The organism is Pseudomonas sp. MBLB4136 (genome assembly GCF_051904765.1).
GTDB lineage: Bacteria > Pseudomonadota > Gammaproteobacteria > Pseudomonadales > Pseudomonadaceae > Aquipseudomonas.
The window spans coordinates 2180035-2205847 of sequence record NZ_CP196713.1; the positions used below are offsets into that span (position 1 = coordinate 2180035).

The 25813-nt window shown below is 64.1% G+C and carries 23 protein-coding genes and 1 pseudogene; 6 read left to right on the top strand and 18 right to left on the bottom strand.

Annotated features, from left to right (window positions below):
- The first annotated feature begins 104 nt into the window (after positions 1-104).
- Complete coding sequence (locus ACSX1D_RS10030) at positions 105-1010, top strand: LysR family transcriptional regulator (RefSeq protein WP_439862085.1); 906 nt, start codon at positions 105-107, stop codon at positions 1008-1010.
- Positions 1011-1168: 158 nt separating this feature from the next.
- The gene (locus tag ACSX1D_RS10035) at positions 1169-1609 is read left to right on the top strand and encodes a GlcG/HbpS family heme-binding protein (RefSeq protein ID WP_439862086.1); all 441 of its coding nucleotides are present in this window, start codon (positions 1169-1171) and stop codon (positions 1607-1609) included.
- A 49-nt stretch (positions 1610-1658) separates the two neighbouring features.
- On the opposite strand, the gene ACSX1D_RS10040 is transcribed toward ACSX1D_RS10035, so the two are convergent.
- Positions 1659-2306, bottom strand: a complete 648-nt coding sequence (locus ACSX1D_RS10040; RefSeq protein WP_439862087.1) for a TetR/AcrR family transcriptional regulator — start codon at positions 2304-2306, stop codon at positions 1659-1661.
- A 223-nt stretch (positions 2307-2529) separates the two neighbouring features.
- Here ACSX1D_RS10040 and moaA point away from each other — a divergent pair, with 223 nt between their 5' ends.
- Both moaA and ACSX1D_RS10050 read left to right on the top strand, forming a co-directional pair.
- Complete coding sequence (moaA, locus tag ACSX1D_RS10045; RefSeq protein WP_439862088.1) at positions 2530-3525, top strand: GTP 3',8-cyclase MoaA; 996 nt, start codon at positions 2530-2532, stop codon at positions 3523-3525.
- Positions 3526-3600: 75 nt separating this feature from the next.
- Positions 3601-4419 (top strand): substrate-binding periplasmic protein, encoded by an 819-nt coding sequence (locus ACSX1D_RS10050; protein ID WP_439862089.1) that lies wholly within the window; start codon positions 3601-3603, stop codon positions 4417-4419.
- A 65-nt stretch (positions 4420-4484) separates the two neighbouring features.
- Here ACSX1D_RS10050 and ACSX1D_RS10055 read toward each other — a convergent pair whose 3' ends face one another.
- The 11 genes from ACSX1D_RS10055 to puuE form a co-directional block, all read right to left on the bottom strand.
- On the bottom strand, positions 4485-5846 hold the full coding sequence (locus ACSX1D_RS10055) for an NCS1 family transporter (protein ID WP_439862090.1): 1362 nt from the start codon (positions 5844-5846) through the stop codon (positions 4485-4487).
- A gap of 123 nt (positions 5847-5969) precedes the next feature.
- Positions 5970-6707 (bottom strand): aspartate/glutamate racemase family protein, encoded by a 738-nt coding sequence (locus tag ACSX1D_RS10060; protein ID WP_439862091.1) that lies wholly within the window; start codon positions 6705-6707, stop codon positions 5970-5972.
- A 643-nt stretch (positions 6708-7350) separates the two neighbouring features.
- The gene (locus ACSX1D_RS10065; RefSeq protein WP_439862092.1) at positions 7351-8829 is read right to left on the bottom strand and encodes an NCS1 family nucleobase:cation symporter-1; all 1479 of its coding nucleotides are present in this window, start codon (positions 8827-8829) and stop codon (positions 7351-7353) included.
- Between the two features lie 420 nt (positions 8830-9249).
- Positions 9250-10122, bottom strand: coding sequence for an outer membrane protein OmpK (locus ACSX1D_RS10070; protein WP_439862093.1), 873 nt, complete (start codon positions 10120-10122; stop codon positions 9250-9252).
- Positions 10123-10211: 89 nt separating this feature from the next.
- Positions 10212-10451: a hypothetical protein gene (locus tag ACSX1D_RS10075; RefSeq protein WP_439862094.1), complete on the bottom strand. Its 240-nt coding sequence runs from the start codon at positions 10449-10451 to the stop codon at positions 10212-10214.
- A 272-nt stretch (positions 10452-10723) separates the two neighbouring features.
- A complete protein-coding gene (locus ACSX1D_RS10080; RefSeq protein WP_439862095.1) occupies positions 10724-12274 on the bottom strand; it encodes a cation:proton antiporter domain-containing protein in 1551 nt (516 codons plus the stop codon).
- Between the two features lie 186 nt (positions 12275-12460).
- Positions 12461-13750 carry a urate hydroxylase PuuD gene (locus tag ACSX1D_RS10085; RefSeq protein ID WP_439862096.1) on the bottom strand — a complete coding sequence of 430 codons (1290 nt, stop codon included), beginning with the start codon at positions 13748-13750 and terminating at the stop codon, positions 12461-12463.
- A 49-nt stretch (positions 13751-13799) separates the two neighbouring features.
- A complete protein-coding gene (locus tag ACSX1D_RS10090) occupies positions 13800-14303 on the bottom strand; it encodes an ureidoglycolate lyase (protein ID WP_439862097.1) in 504 nt (167 codons plus the stop codon).
- 59 nt (positions 14304-14362) lie between these two features.
- Positions 14363-15358, bottom strand: coding sequence for an allantoicase (gene alc, locus ACSX1D_RS10095; protein ID WP_439862098.1), 996 nt, complete (start codon positions 15356-15358; stop codon positions 14363-14365).
- A 50-nt stretch (positions 15359-15408) separates the two neighbouring features.
- Positions 15409-15924, bottom strand: coding sequence for a 2-oxo-4-hydroxy-4-carboxy-5-ureidoimidazoline decarboxylase (uraD, locus tag ACSX1D_RS10100; RefSeq protein ID WP_208706659.1), 516 nt, complete (start codon positions 15922-15924; stop codon positions 15409-15411).
- Positions 15921-16853: an allantoinase PuuE gene (gene puuE / locus ACSX1D_RS10105; RefSeq protein WP_208706660.1), complete on the bottom strand. Its 933-nt coding sequence runs from the start codon at positions 16851-16853 to the stop codon at positions 15921-15923. The genes uraD and puuE overlap by 4 nt, the downstream gene beginning before the upstream one ends.
- Positions 16854-17274: 421 nt before the next feature.
- On the opposite strand from puuE, the gene uraH reads away from it, so the two are divergent.
- Positions 17275-17628 (top strand): hydroxyisourate hydrolase, encoded by a 354-nt coding sequence (uraH, locus tag ACSX1D_RS10110; RefSeq protein ID WP_208706662.1) that lies wholly within the window; start codon positions 17275-17277, stop codon positions 17626-17628.
- A gap of 180 nt (positions 17629-17808) precedes the next feature.
- Here the strand turns inward: uraH and ACSX1D_RS10115 are convergent, their stop codons facing one another.
- The 4 genes and pseudogenes from ACSX1D_RS10115 to ACSX1D_RS10130 form a co-directional block, all read right to left on the bottom strand.
- Positions 17809-18576 (bottom strand): methyl-accepting chemotaxis protein, encoded by a 768-nt coding sequence (locus ACSX1D_RS10115; protein ID WP_439862301.1) that lies wholly within the window; start codon positions 18574-18576, stop codon positions 17809-17811.
- Positions 18577-18663: 87 nt separating this feature from the next.
- Positions 18664-19755, bottom strand: a pseudogene (locus ACSX1D_RS10120) (cache domain-containing protein); the annotation flags it as partial.
- A gap of 180 nt (positions 19756-19935) precedes the next feature.
- Positions 19936-20562 (bottom strand): LysE family translocator, encoded by a 627-nt coding sequence (locus ACSX1D_RS10125; RefSeq protein ID WP_439862099.1) that lies wholly within the window; start codon positions 20560-20562, stop codon positions 19936-19938.
- Between the two features lie 69 nt (positions 20563-20631).
- Positions 20632-21981: an NCS2 family permease gene (locus ACSX1D_RS10130; protein WP_439862100.1), complete on the bottom strand. Its 1350-nt coding sequence runs from the start codon at positions 21979-21981 to the stop codon at positions 20632-20634.
- 636 nt (positions 21982-22617) lie between these two features.
- Between ACSX1D_RS10130 and ACSX1D_RS10135 the strand changes: the two genes are divergently transcribed.
- Complete coding sequence (locus tag ACSX1D_RS10135; RefSeq protein ID WP_439862101.1) at positions 22618-23385, top strand: GntR family transcriptional regulator; 768 nt, start codon at positions 22618-22620, stop codon at positions 23383-23385.
- Positions 23386-23463: 78 nt separating this feature from the next.
- Here the strand turns inward: ACSX1D_RS10135 and guaD are convergent, their stop codons facing one another.
- On the bottom strand, positions 23464-24768 hold the full coding sequence (gene guaD, locus ACSX1D_RS10140; protein WP_439862102.1) for a guanine deaminase: 1305 nt from the start codon (positions 24766-24768) through the stop codon (positions 23464-23466).
- Positions 24769-24835: 67 nt separating this feature from the next.
- A complete protein-coding gene (gene xdhC, locus ACSX1D_RS10145) occupies positions 24836-25669 on the bottom strand; it encodes a xanthine dehydrogenase accessory protein XdhC (protein WP_439862103.1) in 834 nt (277 codons plus the stop codon).
- Positions 25670-25813 lie beyond the last annotated feature (144 nt).

Sequence of the window (25813 nt, forward strand, 5' to 3'; positions counted from 1 at the left end):
CAGGCTGTATTCGATATTTTTTGTACGTGGCAAAAGCATGCCGTGCCCGTAGTTATGGGGTAAATTGCAGGCTTGTTCATTTCTGTCGATATCAGGAGTATCGAATGGACCGTCATACCCTGTTGCACAGCTTCGTTCTGGTGGCCGACCACGGCAGCTTCGCAGCTGCCGCCCTGGCCGAAGGCGTGACCCCGGTGGTGATGGGCCGGCGTCTCGATGCCCTCGAGCGCCACCTGGGGGTCAAGTTGATGCATCGCTCGACCCGCGGCCTGTCCCTGACCGACCTGGGCGAGCAGTATCTGGAGCGCGCCCGCGGCCTGCTGCGTGACTTCGACGAGGCCGACGCGAGCATCACCCACGGCGGTCATTCGGTCAGCGGCCACCTGGTGGTGTCGGCGCCGGCGGCGTTCGGCCGGCGCCATATCGCCCCCCACGCCCCGGCGTTTCAGGCGCGTTACCCGGAGCTGAAGCTGTCGTTCAACCTGACCGACAGCGTGGTCGACCTGGTGCGCCAGGGCTACGACATGGGCATCCGAATCGGCGAGGTCACCGACCCCAACTATGTGGCGATCAAGCTGTTTCCCAACCGCCGCGTGGTCTGCGGTGCACCCAGCTATTTTCAGCGCCATTCGGCGCCGCAAACCCTGGAGGACCTGACCGAGCACAACTGCCTGGCCTTCAACCTGCAGGGAGGGCAGCAGCGCGGCTGGACCTTCTTGCGCGATGGCAAACAGGTGGCGATCAAGGTTTCCGGCAATCTGGACTGTAATGACGGCGAACTCCTGTACAACTGGGTAAAACAGGGGCTGGGCATCGGCTGGCGGTCGACCTGGGAGATCCAGGCCGAACTCAAGCGTGGGCAGCTGGTGACGGTGCTCGACGAGTTCGCCGTGCCGGCCTACGACATCCAGGCCGTCTATCCGCAGCAGCGCTACCTGCCAGCCAAGGTGCGGTTCTTCATCGACTACCTGAAGACGATCTACAACACGCCAGGCTATTGGGAAAGCTGATGGGAGTAACTGTATACAAAAATATCAATTTAAATGTAAACAAATAAATTATTCATGTGTACAGTTTCTCGGCCTGCCGACCTGCAGCGCCGCGCTTGGCCGAGGGCGCCGGGGCGGCGGGCAGAGTCTTGGATCATCAGCCTGAGAGAGGACAAACCATGAGCACCCTGAACCTGCATACCGCGACAGCCATCAGCAACCAGGCCCTGGCGATCGGCCGCGAACTGTCGGCGGCGCCGCTGACCGTTGCCGTGCTGGACGCCGGCGGTCACCTGATCTGTCTGCAGCGCGAGGACGGCGCGAGCCTGCTACGCCCGCAGATCGCCATCGGCAAGGCCTGGGGGGCGGTGGCCCTGGGCAAGGGCTCGCGTCTGATCGCCGCCGATGCGCAGCAGCGTCCGGCGTTCATCGGCGCGGTGAATACGCTGGCCGATGGCAAGCTGGTGCCGGCCCCAGGGGGCGTGCTGATACGTGATCAGGCCGGGCTGCTGCTCGGGGCCATTGGCATCAGCGGCGATACCTCGGACCTCGACGAGCAATGTGCGCTCAGGGCGGTGGAGGCCCAGGGGTTGCTGGCCGATGCGGGGGTGAGCGCCTAGAGGGCGGGGCGGCGGTCCCGCCCGCCAGCGACGCGGCGGGCGGAGATGACTAGCGGCTGGTGACCTGCTCGGAGGGGCTGCTGGCCGAGCTGGCGTCGATCTCGCAGCCCTTGATCACCAGGCGGATGATGGTTTGCGCGGCGGCTTCGTAATCCTCGTCGCTGAGGCTGGCCTTGCCGGTGACGGTGGAGATCTGCCAGTCGAAGTCCGCGTAGGTCTGGGTCGCCGCCCAGATGCTGAACATCAGGTGGTGCGGGTCGACGGGCGCCATCAGCCCCTGGTCGATCCAGCGCTGGATGCAGGCGATATTGTGCTGGGCCTGGGCGTTAAGCTCCTCGGCCTGCTCTGCGGACAGGTGCGGCGCACCGTGCATGATCTCGCTGGCGAACACCTTCGAGGCGAAGGGCAGTTCGCGGGAGATGCGGATCTTCGAGCGAATGTAGGCCTCCAGCACCTCGGCCGGACGCCCCGACTGGTTGAAGGGCGCGGAGGCGGCGAGCAGCGGCTCGATGATGCTTTCCAGCACCTCGCGATAGAGGTTCTCTTTCGATTTGAAGTAGTAGTAGACGTTGGGCTTGGGCAGGCCGGCCTTGGCGGCAATGTCGCTGGTCTTGGTCGCCGCGAAGCCCTTGTCGGCGAACTCCTCACTGGCCGCGCGCAGGATCAGCTCTTGGTTGCGCTCGCGAATGCTGGTCATAGGCCCTTTCGATTTCCTGGTGTCGCCCTGCTTGGGACGGCGGGCGGGCATGGTAGCACCGGCCTCGCGCGGCGCTCAAGCCGGCGGCGAATGGGCCTGTCAGCGCTTTCCTGACCTCTCGGTCAATTAACTGTATACATAATTGTTTTTTTCTGTTTACATCCGTGTCGATTCGCTTCACCACAAGAAATGCCTCGGCTCCTTGGGCGACAGGAGACTCGCTGTGCACAACTCCCAGCTGGTCGACCCCTTCGGTCGGCGCATCACTTACCTGCGGCTGTCGGTCACCGACCGTTGCGATTTTCGCTGCACCTACTGCATGGGCGAGGACATGGTGTTCGCCCCGCGCGCGCAGATTCTCAGCCTGGAGGAGCTCTATGCGGTGGCCGATGCCTTTATCGGCCTGGGCGTCAGGCGTATCCGCATCACCGGCGGCGAACCCCTGGTGCGCAAGAACCTGCTGAGCCTGCTGGCGCGCCTGGGCCGGCGCGCCGAGCTGGAAGACCTGGCCATTACCACCAACGGCTCGCAGCTGGCCGAACTGGCGCCGCAGCTGCGCGCCGCCGGGGTGGCGCGGCTGAACATCAGCCTGGACTCGCTGAGGCGCGAGCGCTTCGCCGCCTTCACCCGTCGCGATCGCCTCGAGCAGGTACTGGCCGGCATCGACGTGGCGCGGGCCGCGGGTTTTCGCCGGATCAAGCTCAATACCGTGGTGCAGAAGGGGCGCAACGACGACGAGGTGCTCGATCTGCTCGAGTTCGCCATGGCGCACGGCCTGGATATCAGCTTTATCGAGGAGATGCCCCTGGGGGATATCTCCAGCCACAGCCGTCAGGCCACCTTCTGCTCCAGCGACGAGGTGCGCGAGCGCATCGCGCAGCGCCATGTCCTGGTGCGCAGCGGCCGGGCGACCGGTGGGCCCTCGCGCTATTGGCAGGTGGTGGGCAGCGCCACCCAGGTGGGCTTCATCTCACCGCACAGCCACAACTTCTGCGGCGATTGCAACCGGGTGCGGGTCACCGCCGAGGGCAAGCTGGTGCTCTGCCTGGGGCACGACCATGCCCTGGACCTCAAGGCCCTGATCCGGCGCCACCCAGGCGACCGCGAGTGTCTGCGCGAGGCCTTGCAGCAAGCCCTGCGGCTCAAGCCTGAACGCCATCACTTCGCCAATGACGAGCAGGTTCAGGTGGTGAGGTTCATGAGCATGACCGGCGGCTGATTCGCCGCCAGCGGGGCACTTGCCGGCCCCTTGCCGTTGCGCCACCCCGATCCCAACAGAAGAAGGAGGGTTGCTGTGAAGTTCACTCGCGTCTGCAGTTTACTGACGGTTCTGGCCGCTACCGGAGCCAGCGCCGAGAGCTATGTGATCGGCGTCGAGCAGCTGGCCTTCGCCCCGCACTACAGCATCGACAAGCAGGGCCAGTACCAGGGCTTCGCCCGCGAGCTGTTCGACTCCTTCGCCGCGCACAGCGGTATCCAGTTGAGCTACAAGCCGTTGCCGGTGGCGCGCCTGTTGCCCGCGTTGCTGGAGGGGGAGGTGGATCTCAAGTACCCCGACAGCGCCCATTGGGCCCAGGCGCAGAAGGCCGGCCAGGACCTGCGCTACAGCCAGGCGGTGGTCAGCTATGTCGATGGCGTGCTGGTCGCGCCGAAGCGTCAGGGCCGCCCGCTCGAGCAGCTCAAGCGCCTGGCCATGGTCGACGGCTGGACACCCTGGGGCTATCAGGAACGGATCGACACCCAGCAGATTGTGCCGACCTACAGCGATGACCTGCGCAAGATGATCCATCAGGCGCTGAAGCAGGACGCCGACGGCGCCTACTTCAACGTGGTGGTCGCCACCCATTACCTCGACAACATCCGCGCCCGCCCCGGCGCCCTGGTGTTCGACCCCAAGCTGCCGCATACCCGCGGCAGCTTTCACCTGTCCAGCCTGCGGCATCCCGAACTACTGCAGCGTTTCGACCGCTTTCTGCTCGAGCGCCAGGACGAAGTGACGGCGCTGAAGGCGAGGTATCGGGTCGAGGCCAATCTGGATTCGGAATACATGGGCATGGAACAGTGGAAGGTGGACTTCCTCGAGCGGCAGAAGGCCAGGCAGGCCGGCGAGTGAGCGCTTGTGCACGGCAGCCCCATGGGCCTGTGCATCGCCCACGGGGCTGCCTGGCGGCAGTTCTATCAGCTACGGAAACGCTGGCAGGCCGACCAGTGGCGCATCATCAGGTAGTAGCTGAGGCCGGCCGGGATCAGGCTGGCGTACCAGGACACCGAGGACAGGCTCAGGGCCACCGCGGCACCGATCAGCGAGGCGATGATTGCGGCGTAGTTCACGCCGCGGTAGGGGCCCTGCGCATCGTAGAGCTTGCCGATATCCAGTTGGCGCCGGCGGATGATGAAGTAGTCCACCACCATCACCGCGAAGATCGGCCCGAGGAACGCCGAGTAGGTCTGCACGAACATTTGCAGGCCGGCGGAGGACTCTTCCCTGACCAGCTCCCAGGGAAAGGTGCCGAAGGCCAGCAGGCCGACGATGATGGTCGAGGTGCGGAACGGCAGCTTGAACACGTCCATCAGGATGTAGGTCGGCGGCACCACGTTGTTCAGCACGTTGGTGGTCACCTGGGCGAAGGCGATGAACAGCAGGGTGGTCACCAGCAGCGGGGTGTTGTCGACGGCGCTGGAGAACACTTGGATAGGGTCGTTAACCCCGGTTGCGCCGGACACCATCAGGCCAATAAGGCCCATGAACAGGGTGCACGGCAGGATCGACATGGCATAGAGGGTGGTCAGCAGGCCCGCGCCGCTGCCCTGCTTGAGCTCGCGCGAGTAGTCGCTGACGTTGAGCATCATGGTGCTGTAGATGCCGAGGAACAGCATGGTCGCGCCCCAGAACGGCAGGCCCCAGGTGCCTTCGACGTTGACCAGGTTGGTCATGATCTCGTCGCCGTAGCGGTTGATCACGCTGTAGAACATGTACACCAGCGACACCAGGATAAAGGCGCTGCCAATGTTCTCCAGCCACTTGATGCCCTGGAAACCGAACATCGACAGGCCGATCTGCAGGAACTGGAACACCACGAAATAGAAGATCATGTTGTCGAAGCCCAGCAGCGTCGTCGATACGGCGTTGATCGCTGCGGCCCCGACCCAGCTCTGAAAGCCGTACCAGACGATCGCCGGCACCGCCCTGACCAGTCCGGGGAAGCGGGTGCCGGCGAAGCCGAAGGCGCTGCGCGCCTGCACCATGAACGGGATGCCGTACTTGTAGCCAGCCGCACCGTTGAGTGCCAGGGCGATGCCGATGACGAAGCAGCCGATGCCGATGGCCAGCGCCGTTTGTAGCAGGTTGAGGGTGCCGACGATGCTCGAACCCATGGCGAAGGTGCCGATCGACACGCAGCCGCCAAACCAGGCCAGCAGGTAGGACACCCTGCCCATGATGCGTTTTTGTTGCGGGGCCAGTGATTCGTCACCGGCGGTTTTGCTGGCTGCTGGCTGTGCGTAGTCCAGAGCCGATGAGGCGACAGTTTCATTGTTCATGGAATGAACCTCGGTACAGGGAACTGAAGTTCCCGCTGTTATTGTTGTGTCGTTACCTGAATCCATCGTCGCAGCACGCCTGGCCCTCACTGGCCGGCGTCTTGTGGTACCTGTCTATTGCCTCTATTGGCCGTGAGAAAGGAATTCGAACTGTCCGCTGAAGGCCTTCGGCCTGGGGAAGTCGAGGTCGCCGTGCTTGCTGGTGCCCAGCCCCAGGCCGACCAGCGCCTCGGCCAACTTCACCGCCGCGGTGACGCCTTCGACGATTGGTAGGCCGACCGCCTCGCTGATCTGCGCGGTCAGGTCGGCCATGCCGCCGCAACCGAGGACGATGGCGCCGATGTTGTCTTCGGCCTTGGCCCGCAGGCATTCCTCGATGATCCGATCCAGCGCCAGGTTGCCGTGGTGCTCGAGATCGAGCACCGGAATCTCCGCCGCCCGCACCCGGCGACAGTGGTGGGCGAAGCCGTAGCTCTGCAGCAGGTGCTCGGCAATGATCCCGGTGCGCCCCAGGGTGGTGACGATGGAAAAGCGCGTGCTGATCAGCGTCGCCAGATGAAAGGCCGCTTCGGCGATACCGATCACCGGGGCGCGGGTGATCTCGCGGGCCGCCAGCAGGCCGGGATCGCCGAAGCAGGCGAGGATGTAGGCATCGGTCTGTTCGAGCTCCCCGGCGCGGACCTCTTCGATGACGCCGACGGCGCTGATCGCCTCGTCGAAGTGGCTTTCGATCGATACCGGACCGCTGCGCGGGTTGCTCGCAACGATAAGGGTGCCGGGCGCCGCCACCCGGGCGGCCGCCTCGCCGATCCTTTCCGTCATGCCGGCGGTGGTGTTGGGGTTGATGACGCGAATCTTCATGGCTTCCTCTTCTTGGTGAGTGGTTGTATGCAGTGTTGTACACAATAAGAGCTCAAATTTAAATAAAAAAGTTTGATCTGTGGCTACAAAACTTCGCTCAAGTGTGATAGGAAGTTGACCTTATGGTCAGATTTAATGCTTGGTATGTAATAAAAATCTATGTAATTCAGATGGTTGGGCCAATGCGCTGCAATGCCACGGTTTCTCGATTCTGGACAGGCTAAGTCGCTTATCGCTTATCGCTTATCGCTTATCGCTTATCGCTTATCGCTTATCGCTTATCGCTTATCGCTTATCGCTTATCGCTTATCGCTTATCGCTTATCGCTGATGCGGAAGCATCGGCGGAGGATGGTTGCCTCGGCGTCGAAGCGGCGCCTGGTGCAATCTGGCTGGGGGCGGTGCAGTCAGGTGGGTATGGCGTCGTTGCCATGGGGGCAAGACGCTGCAACCGGCCGCCTGAGTGATCGGCCTGATGCTGGGATGGGGGATTTTGAGTTCTTCCGGTGCGGAACCGGGCCAGCGCCATGGTGTGCAACTGGCCACAGCTGTGGTCCGCGGTAACTCAAGGCAGGCGGATGGAGTAAGTTCCTTGCCCTACGGGCGCCGCGCGCCTGGGCGCGCGGCTTGGCAAAGGGCGTGCCTTAGCTGGGCGAGCCGGCTGGCGCCGAGCTGCCGTTGGTCACGCAATGCTTGCGCATCAACAGGTAGTGGAGGAGCGCGCCGAGTATCGCGCCGAAGATCCAGGAATAACCGGAAAGGCTGCTCAGCGCCGGGCTCCAGACCGAAGCGACGGAGAATACCGAGGCGATGCCGAAAGCAATCATCGCCTTGCGATTCCAGCCACCATCGTAATGGTAGCGAGTGCCCGGTTCGGCGGAAAACAGTTGCTGCAGGTCCAGATGCTGCCGGCGCACCAGGTAGTAGTCGGCGACGATGATGCCGTAGAGCGGCGCGAGCACCGCGCCCAGGGTGTCGACGAAGGCGGCGATGCCGACGTTGCTGATGAACGATACCCACAGCGCGCCGATGAAGAAGGCGATTGCCGCGGTGATGAAGCCACCGGTGCGCGCGCTGATATGCGCCGGCGCCAGGTTGGCGATGTCGTAGGCCGGCGGGATGAAGTTGGCTACCAGATTGATGCCGACCGTGGCTGCGAAGAAGGTCAGGGCGGCGATCACGGTCAGGGTCAGGTTGTCGACCCGGGCGACGATGTCGGTGGGGTTGGTCAGGGTTTCGCCGAACACCACCACGGTGCCGGCGGTGATGACCAGGGCGATCATCGAGAAGATCGCCAGGCTGACCGGCAGGCCGAGGAAGTTGCCGGCGGTCATCTGCTTCTCGCTCTTCACGAAGCGGGCGAAATCGCCGTAGTTGATCACCACCGCGGCAAAGTAGGCGACCATGGTGCCGACCACCGCGATAAAGGCCGCTACCGGGCCGGCGGCGTATTCACCGGTGCCGCGGAAGATGTCGCCCAGCTCGCTGAGCAGGCTGGGACCGGCCTTGTACCAGATCATCAGCATCAGCGCGATCATCACCAGGTAAACCAGCGGACCGGCCCAGTTGAGGAACTTGGTGATCCAGTCGATGCCGCGAATGAACAGGGCGACCTGGAAGGCGCAGACGATCATATAGGAAAGCCAGCCTACCGCCGTCATGCCGAGGAAGGTGGCGCCGGCGCCGCTGACACTGCCCATCAGCGAGTTGATCAGCAGCGCCACTGCGGTGGAGGCGAAGTAGGTCTGCACGCCGTACCAGAAGATCGCCACGATGCCGCGCACCACTGCGGGGAAGTTGGCGCCGCGCACGCCCATGCTGGCACGGGCCATGACCGGGAAGGGAATGCCGTACTTGACGCTTGGCTTGCCGGTCAGTTGCACCAGGCCCATGACGATGAAGCCGGCCAGGACGATCCCCGCCAGCACCGCCCAGCCGTTCAAACCGTAGGAAATAAACAGGGTGGCGGCCAGGGTGTAGCCGAACAGGCTCTGGATGTCGTTGGACCAGACGTTGAATATCTCGAACCAGCCCCATTTGCGTTGCGCGGGGGGCAAAGGCGCCAGGTCCGCGTTATGCAGCGAGGTGTCGATCTGCTTGATGTGGAAGTCTTCTGTGGACATGGACAGCTCCTGAATTTTGTTTTTACGCGCTCTCGGGGGCGCACCTGCGGAGGATTGTCGGTACGGTCCGTCTGGCCTCGCTCGCGCCAGCCCTGAGGCGGGGGCTGCGGGTGAGGGTGCAAGCGAAGACACAGGGATCGTCTGCATGTTGTACACATAAAAAAATGCGATGAACATATAAAATCGTAAGAATGTACACAAAAAAAAGAAGTTGTGAGTACAAAAACTTGACTTAATGATCAGTTTTATGCTCCCAGGCCTGCGCTCGGCTGCCGCTCCGCCTGACTTCGATGTGCCATGGGGCGCGTCTGTCGCCGAGGCCTGTGGCGCAGCCCAAAAACAAAAAAACGGGGTCACGCTGTGCGCGACCCCGCTATGCTGGCAACCCGCGCCGCCTAAGCGGCAGCCGGCCATCTGGTTCTAGAAGTGATACTGCACCAGCGCCTGCACCGCAGTCTGATCGAAGCCATCGGTGGAGCCGTCGATCGGCTTGATGCCGTACTTGTTGTGCCACATGTTCAGCTCGGTGCCGACGTACAGCTGGCGCTCCTTGCCGAACATGGCCTTGCCGGCATCCCACTTGACCTGGATCGAGGAGCCGAGGGAGGTCTGGGTGTTGGCCTCCTTGGACGGCGAGCGCCAGTCGAGGTAGCCATCGACCACGAAGTCCTGCGCACCGATGGCAAAGGGGTAGGCGCCGGCCACGGTCAACTGGGTGGCATAGCCGTTGCCGGCGTCGCTGGCCTTGAAGTCGTGGTCGAAGAAGATGTGGTTGTTGATCTTGACCCGGTACAGGTTGGTGTTGAGGAAGGCGAAGCCGGGCACGTCCCAATCCAGACCGATTCCGTACAGGTAGTTCTCGGTACCGGGGCCACCGTTGCCTTTCTCATAGGTGAAGGCGGCCTTGACGTCCTGCAGCGGCCCGACCGAGAGATCCTGGCCGGTCAGCCAGCTGAGGCTGATGCGCGGCTTGAACTCCATGTAGTAGAAGCTGTTCTTTTCCTTGACTTCGAGGTTGCCGAAGTTGCTGCCGCGGTACTGGGTGTTGTCGGCGTCCACGTAGTCGAGGAAGAAGAACACGTCGCCCCACACCCAGCCGCTGGCGTGTTCGAAGGTGTAGGTGGTCTGTGAGCGTTGCTCTTCGCCGTTGAAGTTCAGGCGTTGGAAATTGCTGCCGTTGAGGTAGGTCAGGCTGTTGTCCTGCCAGAACATCAGGTCGCCGGCGTTGACCTGGTTGCCGGCGAGCAGGCCGGCAGACAGGACGAGGCAGTGGGGGAGGTGCTTGAGCTTCATCGGGGTTTCCTCAGGTTTAGGACGGACAGGGTTTGCCACCCCGCGGCTGGGCGCGGGGCGATACAGGGGTGGATCAGGGAGCGCTTGGCTCAGCTTTTGCGGTTGGCCGCGCCGAACGCGATGGCTGGCACGGCGCGCGCCTCGATGCAGGCCGCGGCGCTCGCGAGCAGGGTCAGGGGGCGGGCGCCGATAGCGGCCAGGCGGGCCAGCAGCTGCGCCAGGGCGGGGGTGAAGGCTGGCGCGCAGGCGGGGCGGTCAACCAGCGGGAGGATCGGCTCGCTGCTGGCGGCAGACGGAGCTGGGGTGTTCGGCGTACGAGTCGTGGTCATGTCAGAGCCTGCCAGTTGTTTTTATATGGTCATGGGCTTGTACGAGGCTTCACGGCGCCTCCTTCCGATCGCCAGAAAGCTGTCTTGGCGGTCAGGATGTGCCGACTATAGCAATGTGGTCACAGGTGTGGAAACAAGATATTTGTTAATTGTGTACAAAGTTCAGTGCCGCTGGTCGCCTAAGGGCGGTCAGGCGTGCTGGCGCAGCGCAGGTTGCCCCGGGAGGGTGCTGCCAGGGGGCTGGCGTAAGGGAGGGGGAAGGAGGGGAAGGTTCAGTCGCCCCGTCGCAGCTCATGGAAGACGTGCTCGGCCAGGCCGGCGCCGGCTTCGCTCATGGTCAGATAGGTGCGGTCGGCGCCGGCTTCGATGATCCGCTTGGCGATGTCTTCGTACATGGCGTGGGAGGCGATCAGGCCGGGAAAGCCGCGTTCGCGCAGCTTGCCGATGGAGATGATCTTGGTCTCGGCGTCGTTGAGCGCCAGGATCACCGCTTCGATGCTGGGCATGTCCAGGCGTTGCCAGAGCATCTGGTCCTCGCCGTCGGCGAACAGCGCGCGGCGCCCGGCCTTGGCGCAGGCCTCGATGACCACCGGGTCGGAGTCCAGCCCGACCACCTTGAAGCCCTTGCCCTTGAGATAGTCATAGGCGGCGCGCCCGGTGCGGCCCATGCCCATGATCAGGATCTGCGCATCGCCGAGCGACACCGGTTGCTCGTCGGGGTGGCGGGTGTCGCGTTCCAGGGGGATCAGCCAGCGCGCCAGGCGCTCGTAGAGTGGGTGGGCGAGGCGGCTGAGCGGAGCGGAGATGACGAAGGACAGCGCCACGGTGATGGCAAGGGGAATCAGCCACTGTGGCAGGACCACGCTGGCGACGATCAGGCCGAATTCGCTGTAGTTGGTCAGGCTGACGCTGCTGAGAAAGGCGCTGCGCGCGCGCAGGCGGAACATCACGAACAACAGGAAGAACAGAAAGCCCTTGAGCGGCAGCAGCAACGCCATGACCACGGCGAACGCCAGGGCGTCGGCCCCGGGCAGGCCGCTGATGCCGATCTGCAGGAAGAAGCCGACCAGGAACACCTCCTTGATGCTCCACAGCGCGTTGGACAGCTCGATGGCGCGCTTGTGCTTGGCCAGCATGGCGCCGAACGCCAGGGCGCCGAGTTCCGAGCTGAGGCCGAGGGACTCGAAGCCGTAGCCGCCGATGACCAGGGCCAGCAGCAGCCCCAGCAGGACCATCAATTCCTCGTGGCCGCTGGCGTCCAGCAGGCGGAATAGCAGTGGTCGCAGCAAAGGCAGGGCGAATACCAGCAGGGCCCAGGGCGAGGGCGCGTCGCCATTGGCCAGGCTCATCACCAGCAGGGCGAGCAGGTCCTGAATGATCAGCACGCCGATGGCCAGCCGGCCGTGGAAGGAGCGCAGCTCGCGCTTGCTCTCCAGCACCTTGGCCGCCAGCACCGTGCTGGAGAAGGACAGGGCGACCGACAGCAGCAGCGCCTCACGCAGGGGCAGCTCGAGGATCAGCACGATGGCGCCGAGGAACAGCAGGCTGGAGATGAAGAAGTGCAGCAGGCCGCCGGCGATCACCTCGCGCCGCACCAGGTTGCTCAGCTTCAGCTTCAGGCCGACGGTGAACAGCAGCAACAGCACGCCGAGGTGGGAGACATGGCTGAGGATGGTGCTGTCCAGGGGACCGATGCGCAGGTACTGGCTGAGCCCCGCCAGGGTGAAGCCGGCGGCCAGGTAGCCGACCAGGGGCGGTAGGCCGATGAAGCGGGCGGCCAGTCCCAGCATGAAGGCGAAGGCGATCCAGCTGGCTTCGAGCATCGGCAAGTACCTGTCGGCTTTCGCGTGGGCGGTGGACTCCAGTCAATTGTAGCGGGCCGCTCCTGGCCGGCGTCGCCGGGTGGCCCGTAGGCCGCTGCGGGAGCGGCGTGCTGGTGCCAGAAATGACACAAGCCCGCCGGGTGGCGGGCTTGTGCTGGATCGCGGTGCGGCCCTGGGGCCTTGTGCTCAGTTGATCTGCGCGCCCTGGGCAATCCAGGCGCCGATCAGGTCGCGTTCTTCCTGGGTCATCTGGGTGATGTTGCCCAGCGGCATGACCTGGCTGGCGACGCTCTGCGCGTGAATCTTCGCCGCCTGTTGCTGGATCTGCTGCGGGGTGTCGAGCATAAAACCAGCCGGCGCGCTGCTGAACATCGGGCTGCTCGGGCTGGCCGAATGGCATACGGTGCAGCGTTCCTGGATCACGCTGTTGACCGTGGCGAAGGGCGGCTCACTGGCCTGGGTGATTGCCGGGTCGGCGCTCGGCTCGGCGAGTGCCGTGGCGGGCGCGACCTCCTCGACCTTGGCGACGGTGGCCGCCGGCTCGCTGCTGACCGCCGCGACAGGCGCGGCGCTCGGCGCTGGACGCAGCGGGGCGGTGACGTAGGCCAGGCAGATCATGCCCAGGGCGGCGGCCGGCAGGGTCCAGGCGAACCTGTTGCTGTCGTGGCGGGTATTGAAGTAGTGCCGCACCAGCACCGCCAGAATCGCGATGCTGGCCAGGATCAGCCAGTTGTACTGGCTGCCGTAGGTGCTCGGGAAGTGGTTGCTGATCATGATGAACAGCACCGGCAGGGTGAAGTAGTTGTTGTGGCGCGAGCGCAGCAGGCCCTTGGCCGGCAATACCGGGTCGGGTTCGCTGTTCTCTTCGATGGCCTTAACCAGGGCGCGTTGTGCCGGCATGATGGCGAAGAACACGTTGCCGACCATGATGGTGCCGATGATGGCGCCGACATGGATATAGGCCGCGCGACCGCTGAAGATCAGGCTGAAGCCCCAGGCCGCGGCGATCAGCAGGACGAACAGCACCGCACCGAGCAGCGCCGGCTGCTTGCCCAGGGGCGAGTCGCAGAGGAAGTGATACGCCGCATAACCGGCCACCAGCGAACCGAGGCCGATGGCGATGGCGACGGCCGGGGCCATGTCGCTGCCGGGGGCGATCAGGTACAGGCTGGGGTTGAGGTAGTAGACCACCAGCATCAGGGCGATGCCCGACAGCCAGGTGAAATAGGCTTCCCATTTGAACCAGTGCAGGTTGTCCGGCATTTTCGGCGGGGCCAGCTTGTACTTTTCCAGGTGGTAGATGCCGCCGCCGTGGATGGCCCACAGGTCGCCGGCCAGGCCGTCGCGTGGGTTGCTGCGGTTGAGGTTGTTCTCCAGCCAGACGAAATAGAAGGATGCGCCGATCCAGGCGATGCCGGTGATCATATGGATCCAGCGGATGCCCAGGTTCAGCCATTCAGTCAAATGTGCTTCCACAGTGTGTACCTCTTTCCCAGTGCCGGCAGGCCGGTCCCCTGGGCTTCTCTTATTGGTGGGGGTCGAGGAGCAGTTGCTCTGCCTCGGTAAAGAAATGCTCATCGCAGTTGTTGCCGGAACCACTGCGATCAACCACCAGGAAGTCATCCCGCTTTTCGATCGTCAGCACCGGGTGGTGCCAGACGCCGCGATGGTAATTAATGCCCTGCCTGCCGTTGCTGCGGAAGGCGCGGACCAACTCCGATTCAGGTGCATCGCCAAGTGGCGCGACCACGATCAGAAAGGGGTGGCCGAGCAGCGGCACGAAGGCCTGGCTGCCCAGCGGATGGCGCTCCAGCATGCGCACGGTCAGCGGCATCTGCAGGGCCTCGGCACTGAAGATGCTGATGATCGCCTGATCCCCAGGCTCCGCGGTCTCGACCGTGGCCAGCTTGTGGTAGCGGCGAGTGGAGCCGTTGTTGATCATGAAGAATTCGCTGCCTTCGGTTTCGATAACGTCGCCGAAGGGGGCGAAGGCTTCTTTGCTCAGGGGCTCGATGATCAGTTTGCGCATGTCGGTCTACTTGTTCTCTGTTGCGTGATGCCCCCGGCCGCAAACCGGGGGCCGTTGCCTTACTTGCTGACCTTGCCGAACAGGCGCAGGCGACTGACGCCGCCGTCCGGGAATACGTTCAGCCGCACATGGGTGATCGGGCCGAGGGCCTGGATCTGCTCGACGAATTCGTGCTCGGCGTGCATCGACAGTTTCTGGCTCGGCAGCAGTTCGCGCCAGAACAGGCTCTGGGTCTCGATCTGGCTGTCGGTGCCGCCCTTGACGAAGGCGCCCTGGATCGAGCAGCTGTCCGGGTAGTTGCCCTTGAAGTGCAGGGTGTCGACGACGATGCGCTCGATTTCGCCGGGGTGGCCGAGGGCGACGATTACCCAGTCGTTACCCGGGGTGCGGCGGCGCGCGGTTTCCCAGCCGTCGCCCATGTTGATGCCGCGGCCCGGGTTGAGGATGTTGCTCATGCGCCCGAAGTGCTCGTCGGAGCAGGCCAGGGCGCGACCGCCATTGAGGGCCGCGGCCAGGTCGACCTGTTCGTTGTCGCCGATCGAGGACCAGTCGCGGAACGGAATGCCGTAGACCCGCAAGCGGGCGACGCCGCCATCCGGGTAGATGTTGAAGCGCAGGTGGGTGAAGGCCTGCTGGTTGTGGATCTCGTGGTAGTGGTGGGCGTTGCCCTGCAGTTCGACGGCGCCCAGTACCTCGGTCCACTCGGTGGCGTCAGTCGGGTCGCCCTCGGCGACGAAGCAGCCTTCCAGGGAGGCCGACGGCGGGAAGTTGCCGGTGAAGAAACTGGTGTCGATGTCCACGCCCTTGATCGAGCCCGCCACGCCCAGGCGGATCACCGCGCTGTCGTAGCCCTCGAAGCGCTTGCGCCGCGACTCCCAGCCGTCCATCCACTTGCCGTTGTCGTCGAACACGCCTTCCTTCCACACCGCCGGGGTCGGTTGGAACAGACGGTTGACGTCGGCGAACCAGTCGTCGGTGACCGAGATGGCTTGGGTGCCGAGGCGTGCGTCGGCCAGGTTGACGTATTTCTCGAAGGGTACGGCGTAAGCTTTCATGTGGTCTCTGCCTTGGGTGGTGGCGATTGTAGGGGGCGGTGCCTGGGCGCCTAGAGCTGCTGCAGGCGGAACAGGGCGATCCGGTTGATTTCGCTCAGGGCGCGGGCGAATTCCTGCTCCGGCGAGTTGTGGATGCGCTCCTCGAAGGCCGCCAGTATCTGATGCCGATTGCTGCCCTTGACCGCCATGATGAAGGGGAAGCCGAACCTGGCCTTGTAGGCATCATTCAGTTCGGTGAAGCGGGCGAACTCCTCGGCGGTGCATTCGCTGATCCCGGCGCCGGCCTGCTCGGAGGTGCTGGATGCGGTCAGCTCGCCGCGCACCGCGGCCTTGCCGGCCAGGTCCGGGTGGGCGTTGATCAGCGCCAGCTGGGCCTCGCGGCTGGCGCCGAGCAGTAGCTCGGCCATGCGCCGGTGCAGGCCTTCGATTTCGTCGACACTGGGGTCCAGGCCCAGCTCATAGGCCTGCTCGGCGACCCAGGGCGAGTGCTCGTAGATGTCGGCGAAGGCGTTGACGAAGTCCGCGCGGTCGAGTCGCGACGGCGTCAGGGTCTGAAAGCGGCTCATTGCGCGCGCTCCTCCTTGAACGGGTGGGTGGCGTACCAGTGGCGGGCGATGTCGACGCGGCGGGCGAACCAGACCTTGTCATGGCCCTTGGCGTACTCGATAAAGCGCGCCAGGGCGGCCAGGCGGGCCGGGCGACCGAGCAGGCGGCAGTGCATGCCGATGGACAGCATCTTCGGTGCGCCCTCCAAGCCTTCGGCATAGAGCACGTCGAAGGCGTCCTTGAGGTAGTTGAAGAAATCGTCGCCGGTGTTGAAGCCCTGTACCTGGGTGAAGCGCATGTCGTTGGTGTCCAGGGTGTAGGGGATCACCAGGTGCGGCTTGGCTGGGCTGCTGGCCGGGTCCCAGTAGGGCAGGTCGTCGTCGTAGGTGTCCGAATCGTAGAGGAAGCCACCTTCCTCCCTGACCAGACGCCGCGTGTTGGGGCCGGTGCGGCCGGTGTACCAGCCCAATGGGCGTTCGCCGGTCAGGTCGGTGAGGATGCGGATGGCTTCGAGCAGGTGCTCGCGTTCCTGCGCCTCGTCCATGTACTGGTAGTCGATCCAGCGATAGCCATGGCTGCAGATCTCGTGGCCGGCCGCCACCATGGCCTTGATCACGTCCGGGTGGCGCTGCGCCGCCAGGGCCACGGCGAACACCGTCAGCGGGATGCCGTGCTTGTCGAACAGCTTGAGCAGGCGCCAGACGCCGGCTCGGCTGCCGTACTCGTAGAGCGATTCCATGCTCATGTTGCGCACCCCCTGCAGCGGCTGCGCGGACACCATTTCGGAGAGGAAGGCCTCGGACTCCTTGTCGCCATGCAGTACGTTGCGCTCGCCGCCTTCCTCGTAGTTGAGGACGAACGACAGGGCGATGCGGGCATCGCCCGGCCAGTGGGGATGGGGCGGGTTGTTGGCGTAACCGATCAGGTCGCGTGGATAGTCAGCGCTCACTGCAGTCTTCCTTCTAGGCGATGTTGCGGTCTGTGCGCAGCCCATGGCTCTCATGGCTACGCAACCGTGATGGGCTAATTGTATACAAAAGCAATTGTGTTTTGTAAATCAAAAATTCGCTGTGTTTTTCGCTTCGAGCACTCGAGGATCAACTGCCAGTCGGCCGTGGAGCAAGCACGGCGATCCATTGCGCGCTCGCCTGGGTGGATAGCATCGACGGCGAGGCTGGCGGCGTCGGCAAGGCGCTGGAGTTTAATTGAGTGTATACAATATCGCTGAAAACTGTTTTAAATAACTCCGTCCATGCTATGCTTCGCCGAACTCGGGGCTGCTCCAGCCCGCGCGAGCCGCTGATTTCCGACAAGAATAGAGGAGGAGTGGTGTCCGTGAGACCCCAGGTCGCCGCGGATGCCCGGAACCAATGGGACGATTGACGACACATGTTCTAGATGCTGCACACGGTTGCCCGGGCAGCGCGCTCAAGGTCGAGCTGTACCGTGTCGAAGGTGAACAGCTGGAGCTGCTCGCCAGCGTGCGGACCAACCACGATGGCCGCTGCGATGCGCCGATCCTGCAGGGCGCGGACTATCGCAGCGGCGTCTATCAACTGCACTTCCACGCCGGCGACTACTACCGTGGGCGCGGCGTGGCGCTGCCCGATCCGGCATTTCTCGATGTGGTGGTGCTGCGCTTCGGCATCGACGCCGGCCAGGAGCACTACCATGTGCCGCTGCTGATTTCGCCCTACAGCTATTCGACCTATCGCGGTAGCTGATACCCAATGCTTGTCACCCTTTGACTCCGTCAACGAGTCGTTAGCCCGCGCACTGCGGGCTTTTTTATGCATGGGGGTGGAGGGGGACTTGCCCAGGCACAAAAAAGGCCGGCTGCGATGCCGGCCTCTTTCTGTTCTGGACGCCCGATGATGCGGGGCGCCCGGGCGTCCGTTCTCGCCTCAGGTGCGGAAGCGATGGACCAGGCTGTTGAGCTCCTCGGACAGGCTCGAGAGGTTCTGCGAGTCGCTGCGCGCCGACTCTGCCAGGCCGGCCACCAGTTGCGCGTCGCCGTGGATCCGCGTGATGTGCCGGTTGATGTCCTCGGCCACCTGGTGTTGCTCTTCGGCGGCCGTGGCGATCTGCGCATTCATGTCGCGGATCACATCCACCGACTCGCGGATCAGGCCGAAGCTGGAGCTGGCCTCGTTGATGCTGGCCACGGTGCGCTGCGACACCTCCAGGCTGGCGTGCATCTGCTTGGCCATCTCGCGAGTGCGCTGGGCCAGGCCGCTGAGCAGACCGTCGATCTCCGAGGTCGAGTCGGCGGTGCGCTTGGCCAGGGCGCGCACCTCGTCGGCAACCACGGCGAAACCGCGGCCCTGCTCGCCGGCGCGGGCCGCTTCGATGGCGGCGTTGAGGGCCAGCAGGTTGGTCTGTTCGGCGATCGAACGGATGGTGCCGAGAATCGACTGGATGTTGTTGTTGTCCTGCTCCAGCTGTTGCATGGCGGCGGCCGACTGGGAGAGTTCCCGGCTCAGCTGCTCGACGCTGTGCACCGCTGCATCGATCTGCAGCTGGCCCTCGTGGGCCTGCCGTTGCCCGCTGTCGGCGGAGTCGGCGGCCTGGCTGCAGGAGCGGGCCACTTCGTTGGCGGTGGCGACCATCTCGTGGAAGGCGGTGGACACCATGTCCACCGATTCGCGCTGGCGCCCGGCCGCCTCGGCCATGTCGCCGGAGACCTGGGCCGAGGTGCCGGAGGTATGGTGGATCTGCTTGGCCGCCTGGCCGATGCTGAGGATCAGTTGGCGAATGCTGGCGAGGAACTGGTTGAACCAGCCGGCCAGCTGCGCGGTTTCGTCCTGGCCGCGCACGGTCAGCGAGTGGGTCAGGTCGCCCTCGCCCTGGGCGATGCCTTCCAGGCCGTTGGCCACGGCACGGATCGGGCTGACGATCAGGCTGGCGAAGCTGGCGCCGACAAAGGCGAACAGCAGGGCCAGCAGCGCGGCCATGCCGATGATGATCCAGGTCAGCTGGGTCACGCTGCTCATCACGTCGTCCTGGCGGATCAGGCCCATGAAGCGCCAGCCCAGTCGGTCGGAGGACCAGACATTGGCCATGTAGCGCACGCCGTCGAGTTGGACTTCAACCAGGCCCTGGTCGGCCTTGGCCAGCTCGGCATAGCCGCCGCCCAGCTCGCCGAGCTTCTTGAAGTTGTGCTCGGGCTGGCTCGGATCGACCAGCACGGTGCCGTTGTTCTCCATCAGCATCAGGTAGCCGCTTTCGCCCAGCTTGATGCCCTTGACGATATCGGTCAGCTGGTTGAGCGACACGTCGATGCTGAGCACCCCGCCCGGGTTGCCCAGGCCGTTGGCCACGCTGCGCACGCTGGCCACCAGGGTCGCGTTGTCGTTGGCCCAGTAGTAGGCGTCGGTGCGCACGGTCTTGCCCTGGCCGTTCATGCCGGCCTGATACCAGGGGCGTGGGCGCGGGTCGTAGTTGCTCAGGCCGGCGTCGTTTGGCCAGCTGACGTAGCCGCCGTCGATGGTTGCGGTGGTGACATAGGCGTAGGCCGGGTGGCTGGCGGCGACGTCGGCGAACAGCGCCAGCAGTTTCTCGCCGTGCTCACCCAGCGGCGCCTGGGCCGCATTGGCGTCCATGTACTTCTTCAGGTTGCCGTTCACCCCGGTGACCAGCGGGTGCTTGGCCAGGTAGTCGACATTCTGGCTGATGCCGTCGAAGAACAGCTGCATGGCGTTTTCGACCTGGCGAATCTCGCGGGAGCTGCTGTCGACGAACTCGTCGCGGGCGTCGCTGCGCAGGTTGAGTACCACCAAGATGGCGACCAGCATGATTGGCACGCAGGCGATGATCGCAAAGGCCCAGGTCAGTTTTTGTTTTATGTTCATCGGGGGTCCCCGGACGGTTGTAGGCGGCTCCTATTCTGTCGGCTGGACAACCGGGAGCTTTACCGAATACGACCGTTACTGTCGCAAGCGCGCGCTGAGTGTCGCGCCTAGGCATCTGCGCCGCAGGAGCGCGGGGCAGCTTCGCACCGTGCGAATGCCCGGGCCGACTGCCCGGCGCGATCAGTGACTCAGCAGGGACGCGGTGCCGGCGCTGGCGAACAGGCCGGCGCTGACCCGGTTGAACCAGACCTGGCCCTTGCCCGAACGCAGGTAGCGCGCGGCGCCGTGGGCGCTGAGGCCGTAGAACAGCTTGCAGCCCAGGTCCAGGGTCGCCCAAGTGAGGATCAGTACCAGTAGCTGGCTGAGGATCGGCTGGCCGGCACTGATGAACTGCGGCAGGAAGGCGGCGAAGAACAGGATGTCCTTGGGGTTGCTGGCGCCGAGGCCGAAGGCCTTCCAGAACATGCTCCTGAAGCCGGGGTTGACCGCCTGGTCCTCGGCCTTCGTCGGTATGGCGGCCTGGCATGACTGCTGCCAGCTCTGCCAGGCCAGATAGAACAGGTACAACGCACCGATCAGCTTGAGCAGGCTGAACAGCCGCTCCGAGGCCAGCAGCAGGGCGCCCAGGCCCAGTGCCGAGGCGCTGAGCAGGCAGATCGAGGCCGATACCCCGCCGAGAAATGCCGGCAGGGAACGACGCAGGCCATAGTTCAGGCTGTTGCTGACCATCAACAGGGACAAGGGCCCGGGGATCAGGATCACGATCAGCGCGGCGCTGCTGAACAGCAGCCAGGTTTCCAGACTCATCAGGTGGCCTCCAGATGCGACAAAGCCCCGGCGCATGCGCGTCGGGGCCGGGTAGGGCTCAAGCCAACCTTACAGGAAGGCGAACTTGGCGATAAAGATGATGCACAGCACATAGAGGCTGACTGAGACCTTGTCGCGCTGGCCGGTCAGCAGCTTCAGCGTGGCATAGGTGAGGAAGCCCAGGGCGATGCCGTTGGCGATGGAGAAGGTCAGCGGCATCATCACCACGGTGACGATGGCCGGGATGGTGTCGGTGAGGTCTTCCCAGTCGATATGCGCCATGCCGCTCATCATCAGCATCGCCACATAGATCAGCGCGCCGGCGGTGGCATAGGCCGGAATCATCCCGGCCAGCGGGGCGAAGAACATCGCCGCGAGAAACAGTACGCCGACGGTGACGGCGGTGAGGCCGGTGCGCCCGCCGGCGGCCACGCCCGAGGCGCTTTCGACGTAGCTGGTCACCGGCGGGCAACCGACCATGGAACCGATCACGCTGGAGGTACTGTCGGCCTTGAGGGCCTTGGACAGGTTCTGGATCTTGCCGTCCTCATCCACCAGGTTGGCGCGGTGGGCGACGCCCATCAGGGTGCCGGCGGTGTCGAACATGTTCACGAAGAGAAACGCCAGGATCACGCTGACCATGGCCACGTTGAAGGCGCCGGCGATGTCCATGGCCAGGAAGGTCGGCGCCAGGCTCGGCGGCAGCGATACCAGGCCATTGTACTCGACCAGGCCCAGGGCCCAGCCGATGGCGGTGACGCCGAGCATGCTGAAGAGGATGGCGCCGAACACGTTGCGATGGCTGAGCACGGCGATCAGCAGGAAGCAGACCGCCGCCAGCAGGGCCGAGGGCTCGCCGAAGGAGCCCATGGTCAGCAGGGTGGCGGGGCTGTCGACCACTATGCCGGCGGTCTTCAGGCCGATCAGGCCGAGGAACAGGCCAACCCCGGCGCCCATGGCGAAGCGCAGGCTCATGGGAATGCTGTTGAGCAGCCATTCACGGATGCGCGACAGGCTCATGATCATGAACAGGATGCCGGAGATGAATACCGCCCCCAGCGCGACCTGCCAGCTGTAGCCCATCTCGCCGACCACGGTGTAGGTGAAGAAGGCATTGAGGCCCATGCCCGGCGCCAGGCCGACCGGCCAGTTGGCGTACAGGCCCATGAGGAAGCAGCCGAGGGCCGCGCCGATACAGGTGGCGACGAAGGCGGCGCCGTGGTCGACGCCGGCGTTGGCCATGATGTTGGGGTTGACGAAGATGATGTAGGCCATGGTGACGAAGGTCGTCAGCCCGGCCAGCAGTTCGGTCCTGATGCTGGTGCGATGCTCGGTCAGCTTGAAGAAGCGGTCGAGTGGTCCGGCATCTGCCGTTCCTTGGGTGTGAGTCGCAAGTTGTTCTTGTTTGGCGCTTTCCACAGCAGGTACTCCTCATTTCTCTTGTTGTGTTCCACCCAGAGTCACGGGCGCGGCAGGCTTCGACTCTCTGAGGCTGGTGGTTCGTTTGGGGGGGGCTTGCTGGCTAAGTTGTTGATCGAGCGGTCAGGAAGTCACCCTGTCGCGATTATGCGTTTGTATACAAAAAAAGCAAATAATGTTTTTCACGTTGTGCAAGCCGTTGGGAGCGGCGGCAGCGCTCGGAGGCGCGATGGGTATTGGCAACCATGCAGTCGCGGGACAGGTCTATAAAGCCAGTCAAAACAAGCAGATAGCGATTGTGTGTGGCTTCGCCAGCGGGCCCGGCCTGGGGGAAGAATCTGATCTGGTCCAGGGAGCATGGCGCGGGATCGATCACAGAACATCTAGAAAGAAAACAGTTTTTATAAGAAATGGATTTAGTCGGACCCGGGAAGACGTCTGCCGATGCTCCTAGGGTGCGCACTGATCCGGACGCCCGCCTGTAGCGCTCGGCGATGGGATTGCTGCAGGGATGGTTAAATTGTGTACAATGCCGCATTGTATTCTTTGCGCTATGCCCCACGTCTGCTTGCCAGAAATGGGGTAAAAAGCAGTAGAGTTCCCGGTAACCGGTCGACCCTCTAGACGCGAGTCAGCATGAACGAACAATTGCAGCCCCTAAAGAAGCAGCCGCGCGTAGGCAAGAGCAGCCGCAGCGGGACTCAGGACGACGTCGTATACGCCCATATCTTCGATGCCATCCTCGAGCAGCGGCTGGCACCCGGCACCAAGTTGAGCGAGGAGGCCCTGGGCGAGATATTCGGCGTCAGCCGCACCATCATCCGTCGTGCCTTATCGCGCCTGGCTCACGAGGGCGTGGTGCTGTTGCGTCCGAATCGCGGTGCGGTGGTGGCCAGCCCCAGCGTCGAGGAAGCCAGGCAGATCTTCTATGCCCGGCGCATGGTCGAGCGCGCCATCACCGAACTGGCGGTACAGCACGCCACGCCCGAACAGTTGGCCGAGTTGCGCCAGATGGTCGAGGATGAACATGCGAGCTTCGCCAGGGGCGACCGTGGCGCCGGCATTCGCCTGTCCGGCGAGTTCCATCTGAAGCTGGCCGAGGCGGCGAAGAACGCCCCGTTGATCAGCTTCCAGCGCAGCCTGGTGTCGCAGACTTCGTTGATCATCGCCCAATACGAGAGCGGCAGTCGTTCGCACTGCTCCTACGACGAGCACAACCAGCTGATCGATGCCATCGAGGCAGGGGATGCGGCCAAGGCCGTGACCCTGATGATGCATCACATGGACCACATCGACAGCAAGCTCAACCTCGACGAGGACAGCGCCTCGGACGATCTGCACACGGTGTTCTCCCATGTGCTGCAGACCAAGAAGAAGCCGGGGCGCAATGGCGCCAACCGCTGATTGACGATCCGCCAGAAAGCCCCGCGGTGTGAGCCGCGGGGCTTTTCTATGGTCGGTCGTTAAGCCAGGAGCGGCGGATCAGTCGCGCCGATGCACCGACTGGCCCGCGGCGAAGGTTTCCTTGACCGCGCGGTCGTCGCCGAGAATGGTCAGGGCGAACAGCTTCTCGGCCAGGCTCGTGGCCTGCTGCATGCGGTAGGCGATCAGCGGCGTGGCCCGATAGTCGAGCACCACGAAGTCGGCGTCCTTGCCGCTCTCGAAGTTACCGATCTTGTCGTCCAGGTACAGGGCATTGGCGCCGCCGAGGGTGGCCAGGTACAGCGACTTGAACGGATCGAGCTTCTTGCCCTGCAACTGCATCACCTTGTAGGCCTCGCTCAGCGACTGCAGCTGGCTGAAGCTGGTGCCGGCGCCGACATCGGTGCCCAGGCCGACGCGCACGCCGTGCTGTTCCAGGGCCTGCAGATCGAGCAGGCCGCTGCCGAGGAACAGGTTGGAGGTGGGGCAGAAGGCCACCGCCGAGCCGGTCTCGGCCAGGCGCTTGCATTCCTCGTCGCACAGGTGCACGCCATGGGCGAACACCGAGCGTGCGCCAATCAGCTGGTAGTGGTCGTACACATCCAGGTAGCCCTTGCGCTCGGGAAACAGCTCCTTGACCCATTCGATTTCCTTGCGGTTCTCGGACAGGTGGGTATGCATGTAAAGACCCGGGTATTCGCGATACAGCTTGCCGGCCAGCGCCAGCTGCTCAGGCGTGCTGGTCGGGGCGAAGCGCGGGGTCACCGCGTAGTGCAGGCGGCCCTTGCCATGCCAGCGCTCGATCAGCTCCTTGCTGTCGGCATAGCCGGATTCCGGCGTGTCGGTCAGGTAGTCCGGGGCGTTGCGATCCATCAGCACCTTGCCAGCGATCATCCGCAGGTTGAGCGCCTGGGCCGCCTCGAAGAACGCATCCACCGACTGCTTGTGCACGCTGCCGAACACCAGGGCGGTGGTGGTGCCGTTGCGCAGCAGCTCCTTGAGGAATATCCCGGCCACGTCGCCGGCATGAGCCTTGTCGGCGAACTGCCGCTCGGTGGGGAAGGTGTAGGTGTTGAGCCAGTCCAGCAACTGCTCGCCGTAGGAGGCGATCATGCCGGTCTGCGGGTAATGGATATGGGTGTCGATGAAGCCGGGGGTGATCAGCGCGTCGCGGTACTCGACGACCTCCACGCCCTTGAGTCTGGCCAGTAGCTCGGTGGCGTGGCCGAGCTGCGCCACCTGGCCGTCCTCGACGACCAGCAGGCCATCTTCGAAATATTCATAGGAGTGTTCCACGCCGACCACGGCCGGATCGGCAATGCTGTGCAGGATGGCGGCGCGGTAGGCTTTGATAGTGCTAGTCATCTAATACATCTCGATCGTGTAGGGGGTGCGCCAGGCGCACCAAGCTCAATGGGGTATCGGGCGCACCCTACTGGGAGCGGCGTGAGGCAGGTAACAGCCTGGCGATGCTCGACTCGCCTTTCTTCACGTCCTGGCCAAAGGCGGCGTTGTAGGTGGCGATCACCTCGCCGGCGATGGACACGGCGATCTCCGCCGGAAGCTTGCCCTTGACCTCCGCCAGGCCCATCGGGCAGCGCATGCGCTGGACCAATTCGGCGGCGAAGCCACGCTCGCGCAGGCGGTGTTCGAACTTGCCGCGCTTGCTCTTGGAGCCGATCAGCCCGTAGTAGGCGAAGTCGTTGCGCTTGAGAATGGCGGCGGTCAGTTCCAGGTCCAGCTGGTGGTTGTGGGTCATGACGATGTAGTAGCTACCGGCGGGCATGGCCGCCACTTCATCGACCACCTCGTCGTTGACCACTTTCTCCACGCCGGCGGGAATCTGCGCGGGGAACTCGTTCTCGCGCGAGTCGATCCAGCGCACCTTGCAGGGCAGGCTGGCGAGCAGCGGGACCAGGGCGCGGCCAACATGGCCGGCGCCGAACACGGCGATCTGCGCCTGTGGCTGGCCCATGGGTTCGAACAGCAGCACGGTGGCGCCGCCGCAGCACTGGCCGAGGCTGGCGCCGAGGCTGAAGCGCTCCAGGCGGGTATCCTGGCTGCGGCTTGCGAGCATCTCGCGGGCCAGTTCCATGGCCTTGTATTCCAGGTGGCCGCCGCCGATGGTTTCGAAGATGCGTTCGGCGGTGACCACCATTTTCGAGCCGGCATTGCGCGGCGTCGAGCCGCGCTCCTCGATGATGGTCACCAGTACGCAGGGTTCGCCTTTTTCCTGCAGTTCAGCCAGGGCACTGATCCAGCTCATTTGCTCAGCCTCCAGGTCGGTGGCAATTGTCCCGGCCGCGGCAGGCGCCAGTTGCTCAGCGAGGGTTCCAGCAGTGGAACCGGCGCCGGCCGAGGCGGTTGGCTATTCGGCTCGGTGTGTCTTGTCATTGTTCTACACCTGTAT

What these genes read in the sequence shown, in the direction of transcription:
- ACSX1D_RS10030 (WP_439862085.1), top strand. Translation starts at nt 105, where the DNA reads ATGGACCGTCATACCCTGTTGCACAGCTTCGTTCTGGTGGCCGACCAC.
- ACSX1D_RS10035 (WP_439862086.1), top strand. Translation starts at nt 1,169, where the DNA reads ATGAGCACCCTGAACCTGCATACCGCGACAGCCATCAGCAACCAGGCC.
- ACSX1D_RS10040 (WP_439862087.1), bottom strand. Translation starts at nt 2,306, where the DNA reads ATGACCAGCATTCGCGAGCGCAACCAAGAGCTGATCCTGCGCGCGGCC.
- ACSX1D_RS10055 (WP_439862090.1), bottom strand. Translation starts at nt 5,846, where the DNA reads ATGAACAATGAAACTGTCGCCTCATCGGCTCTGGACTACGCACAGCCA.
- ACSX1D_RS10060 (WP_439862091.1), bottom strand. Translation starts at nt 6,707, where the DNA reads ATGAAGATTCGCGTCATCAACCCCAACACCACCGCCGGCATGACGGAA.
- ACSX1D_RS10065 (WP_439862092.1), bottom strand. Translation starts at nt 8,829, where the DNA reads ATGTCCACAGAAGACTTCCACATCAAGCAGATCGACACCTCGCTGCAT.
- ACSX1D_RS10070 (WP_439862093.1), bottom strand. Translation starts at nt 10,122, where the DNA reads ATGAAGCTCAAGCACCTCCCCCACTGCCTCGTCCTGTCTGCCGGCCTG.
- ACSX1D_RS10075 (WP_439862094.1), bottom strand. Translation starts at nt 10,451, where the DNA reads ATGACCACGACTCGTACGCCGAACACCCCAGCTCCGTCTGCCGCCAGC.
- ACSX1D_RS10080 (WP_439862095.1), bottom strand. Translation starts at nt 12,274, where the DNA reads ATGCTCGAAGCCAGCTGGATCGCCTTCGCCTTCATGCTGGGACTGGCC.
- ACSX1D_RS10090 (WP_439862097.1), bottom strand. Translation starts at nt 14,303, where the DNA reads ATGCGCAAACTGATCATCGAGCCCCTGAGCAAAGAAGCCTTCGCCCCC.
- alc (WP_439862098.1), bottom strand. Translation starts at nt 15,358, where the DNA reads ATGAAAGCTTACGCCGTACCCTTCGAGAAATACGTCAACCTGGCCGAC.
- uraD (WP_208706659.1), bottom strand. Translation starts at nt 15,924, where the DNA reads ATGAGCCGCTTTCAGACCCTGACGCCGTCGCGACTCGACCGCGCGGAC.
- uraH (WP_208706662.1), top strand. Translation starts at nt 17,275, where the DNA reads ATGGGACGATTGACGACACATGTTCTAGATGCTGCACACGGTTGCCCG.
- ACSX1D_RS10115 (WP_439862301.1), bottom strand. Translation starts at nt 18,576, where the DNA reads ATGGCCGAGGCGGCCGGGCGCCAGCGCGAATCGGTGGACATGGTGTCC.
- ACSX1D_RS10125 (WP_439862099.1), bottom strand. Translation starts at nt 20,562, where the DNA reads ATGAGTCTGGAAACCTGGCTGCTGTTCAGCAGCGCCGCGCTGATCGTG.
- ACSX1D_RS10135 (WP_439862101.1), top strand. Translation starts at nt 22,618, where the DNA reads ATGAACGAACAATTGCAGCCCCTAAAGAAGCAGCCGCGCGTAGGCAAG.
- guaD (WP_439862102.1), bottom strand. Translation starts at nt 24,768, where the DNA reads ATGACTAGCACTATCAAAGCCTACCGCGCCGCCATCCTGCACAGCATT.
- xdhC (WP_439862103.1), bottom strand. Translation starts at nt 25,669, where the DNA reads ATGAGCTGGATCAGTGCCCTGGCTGAACTGCAGGAAAAAGGCGAACCC.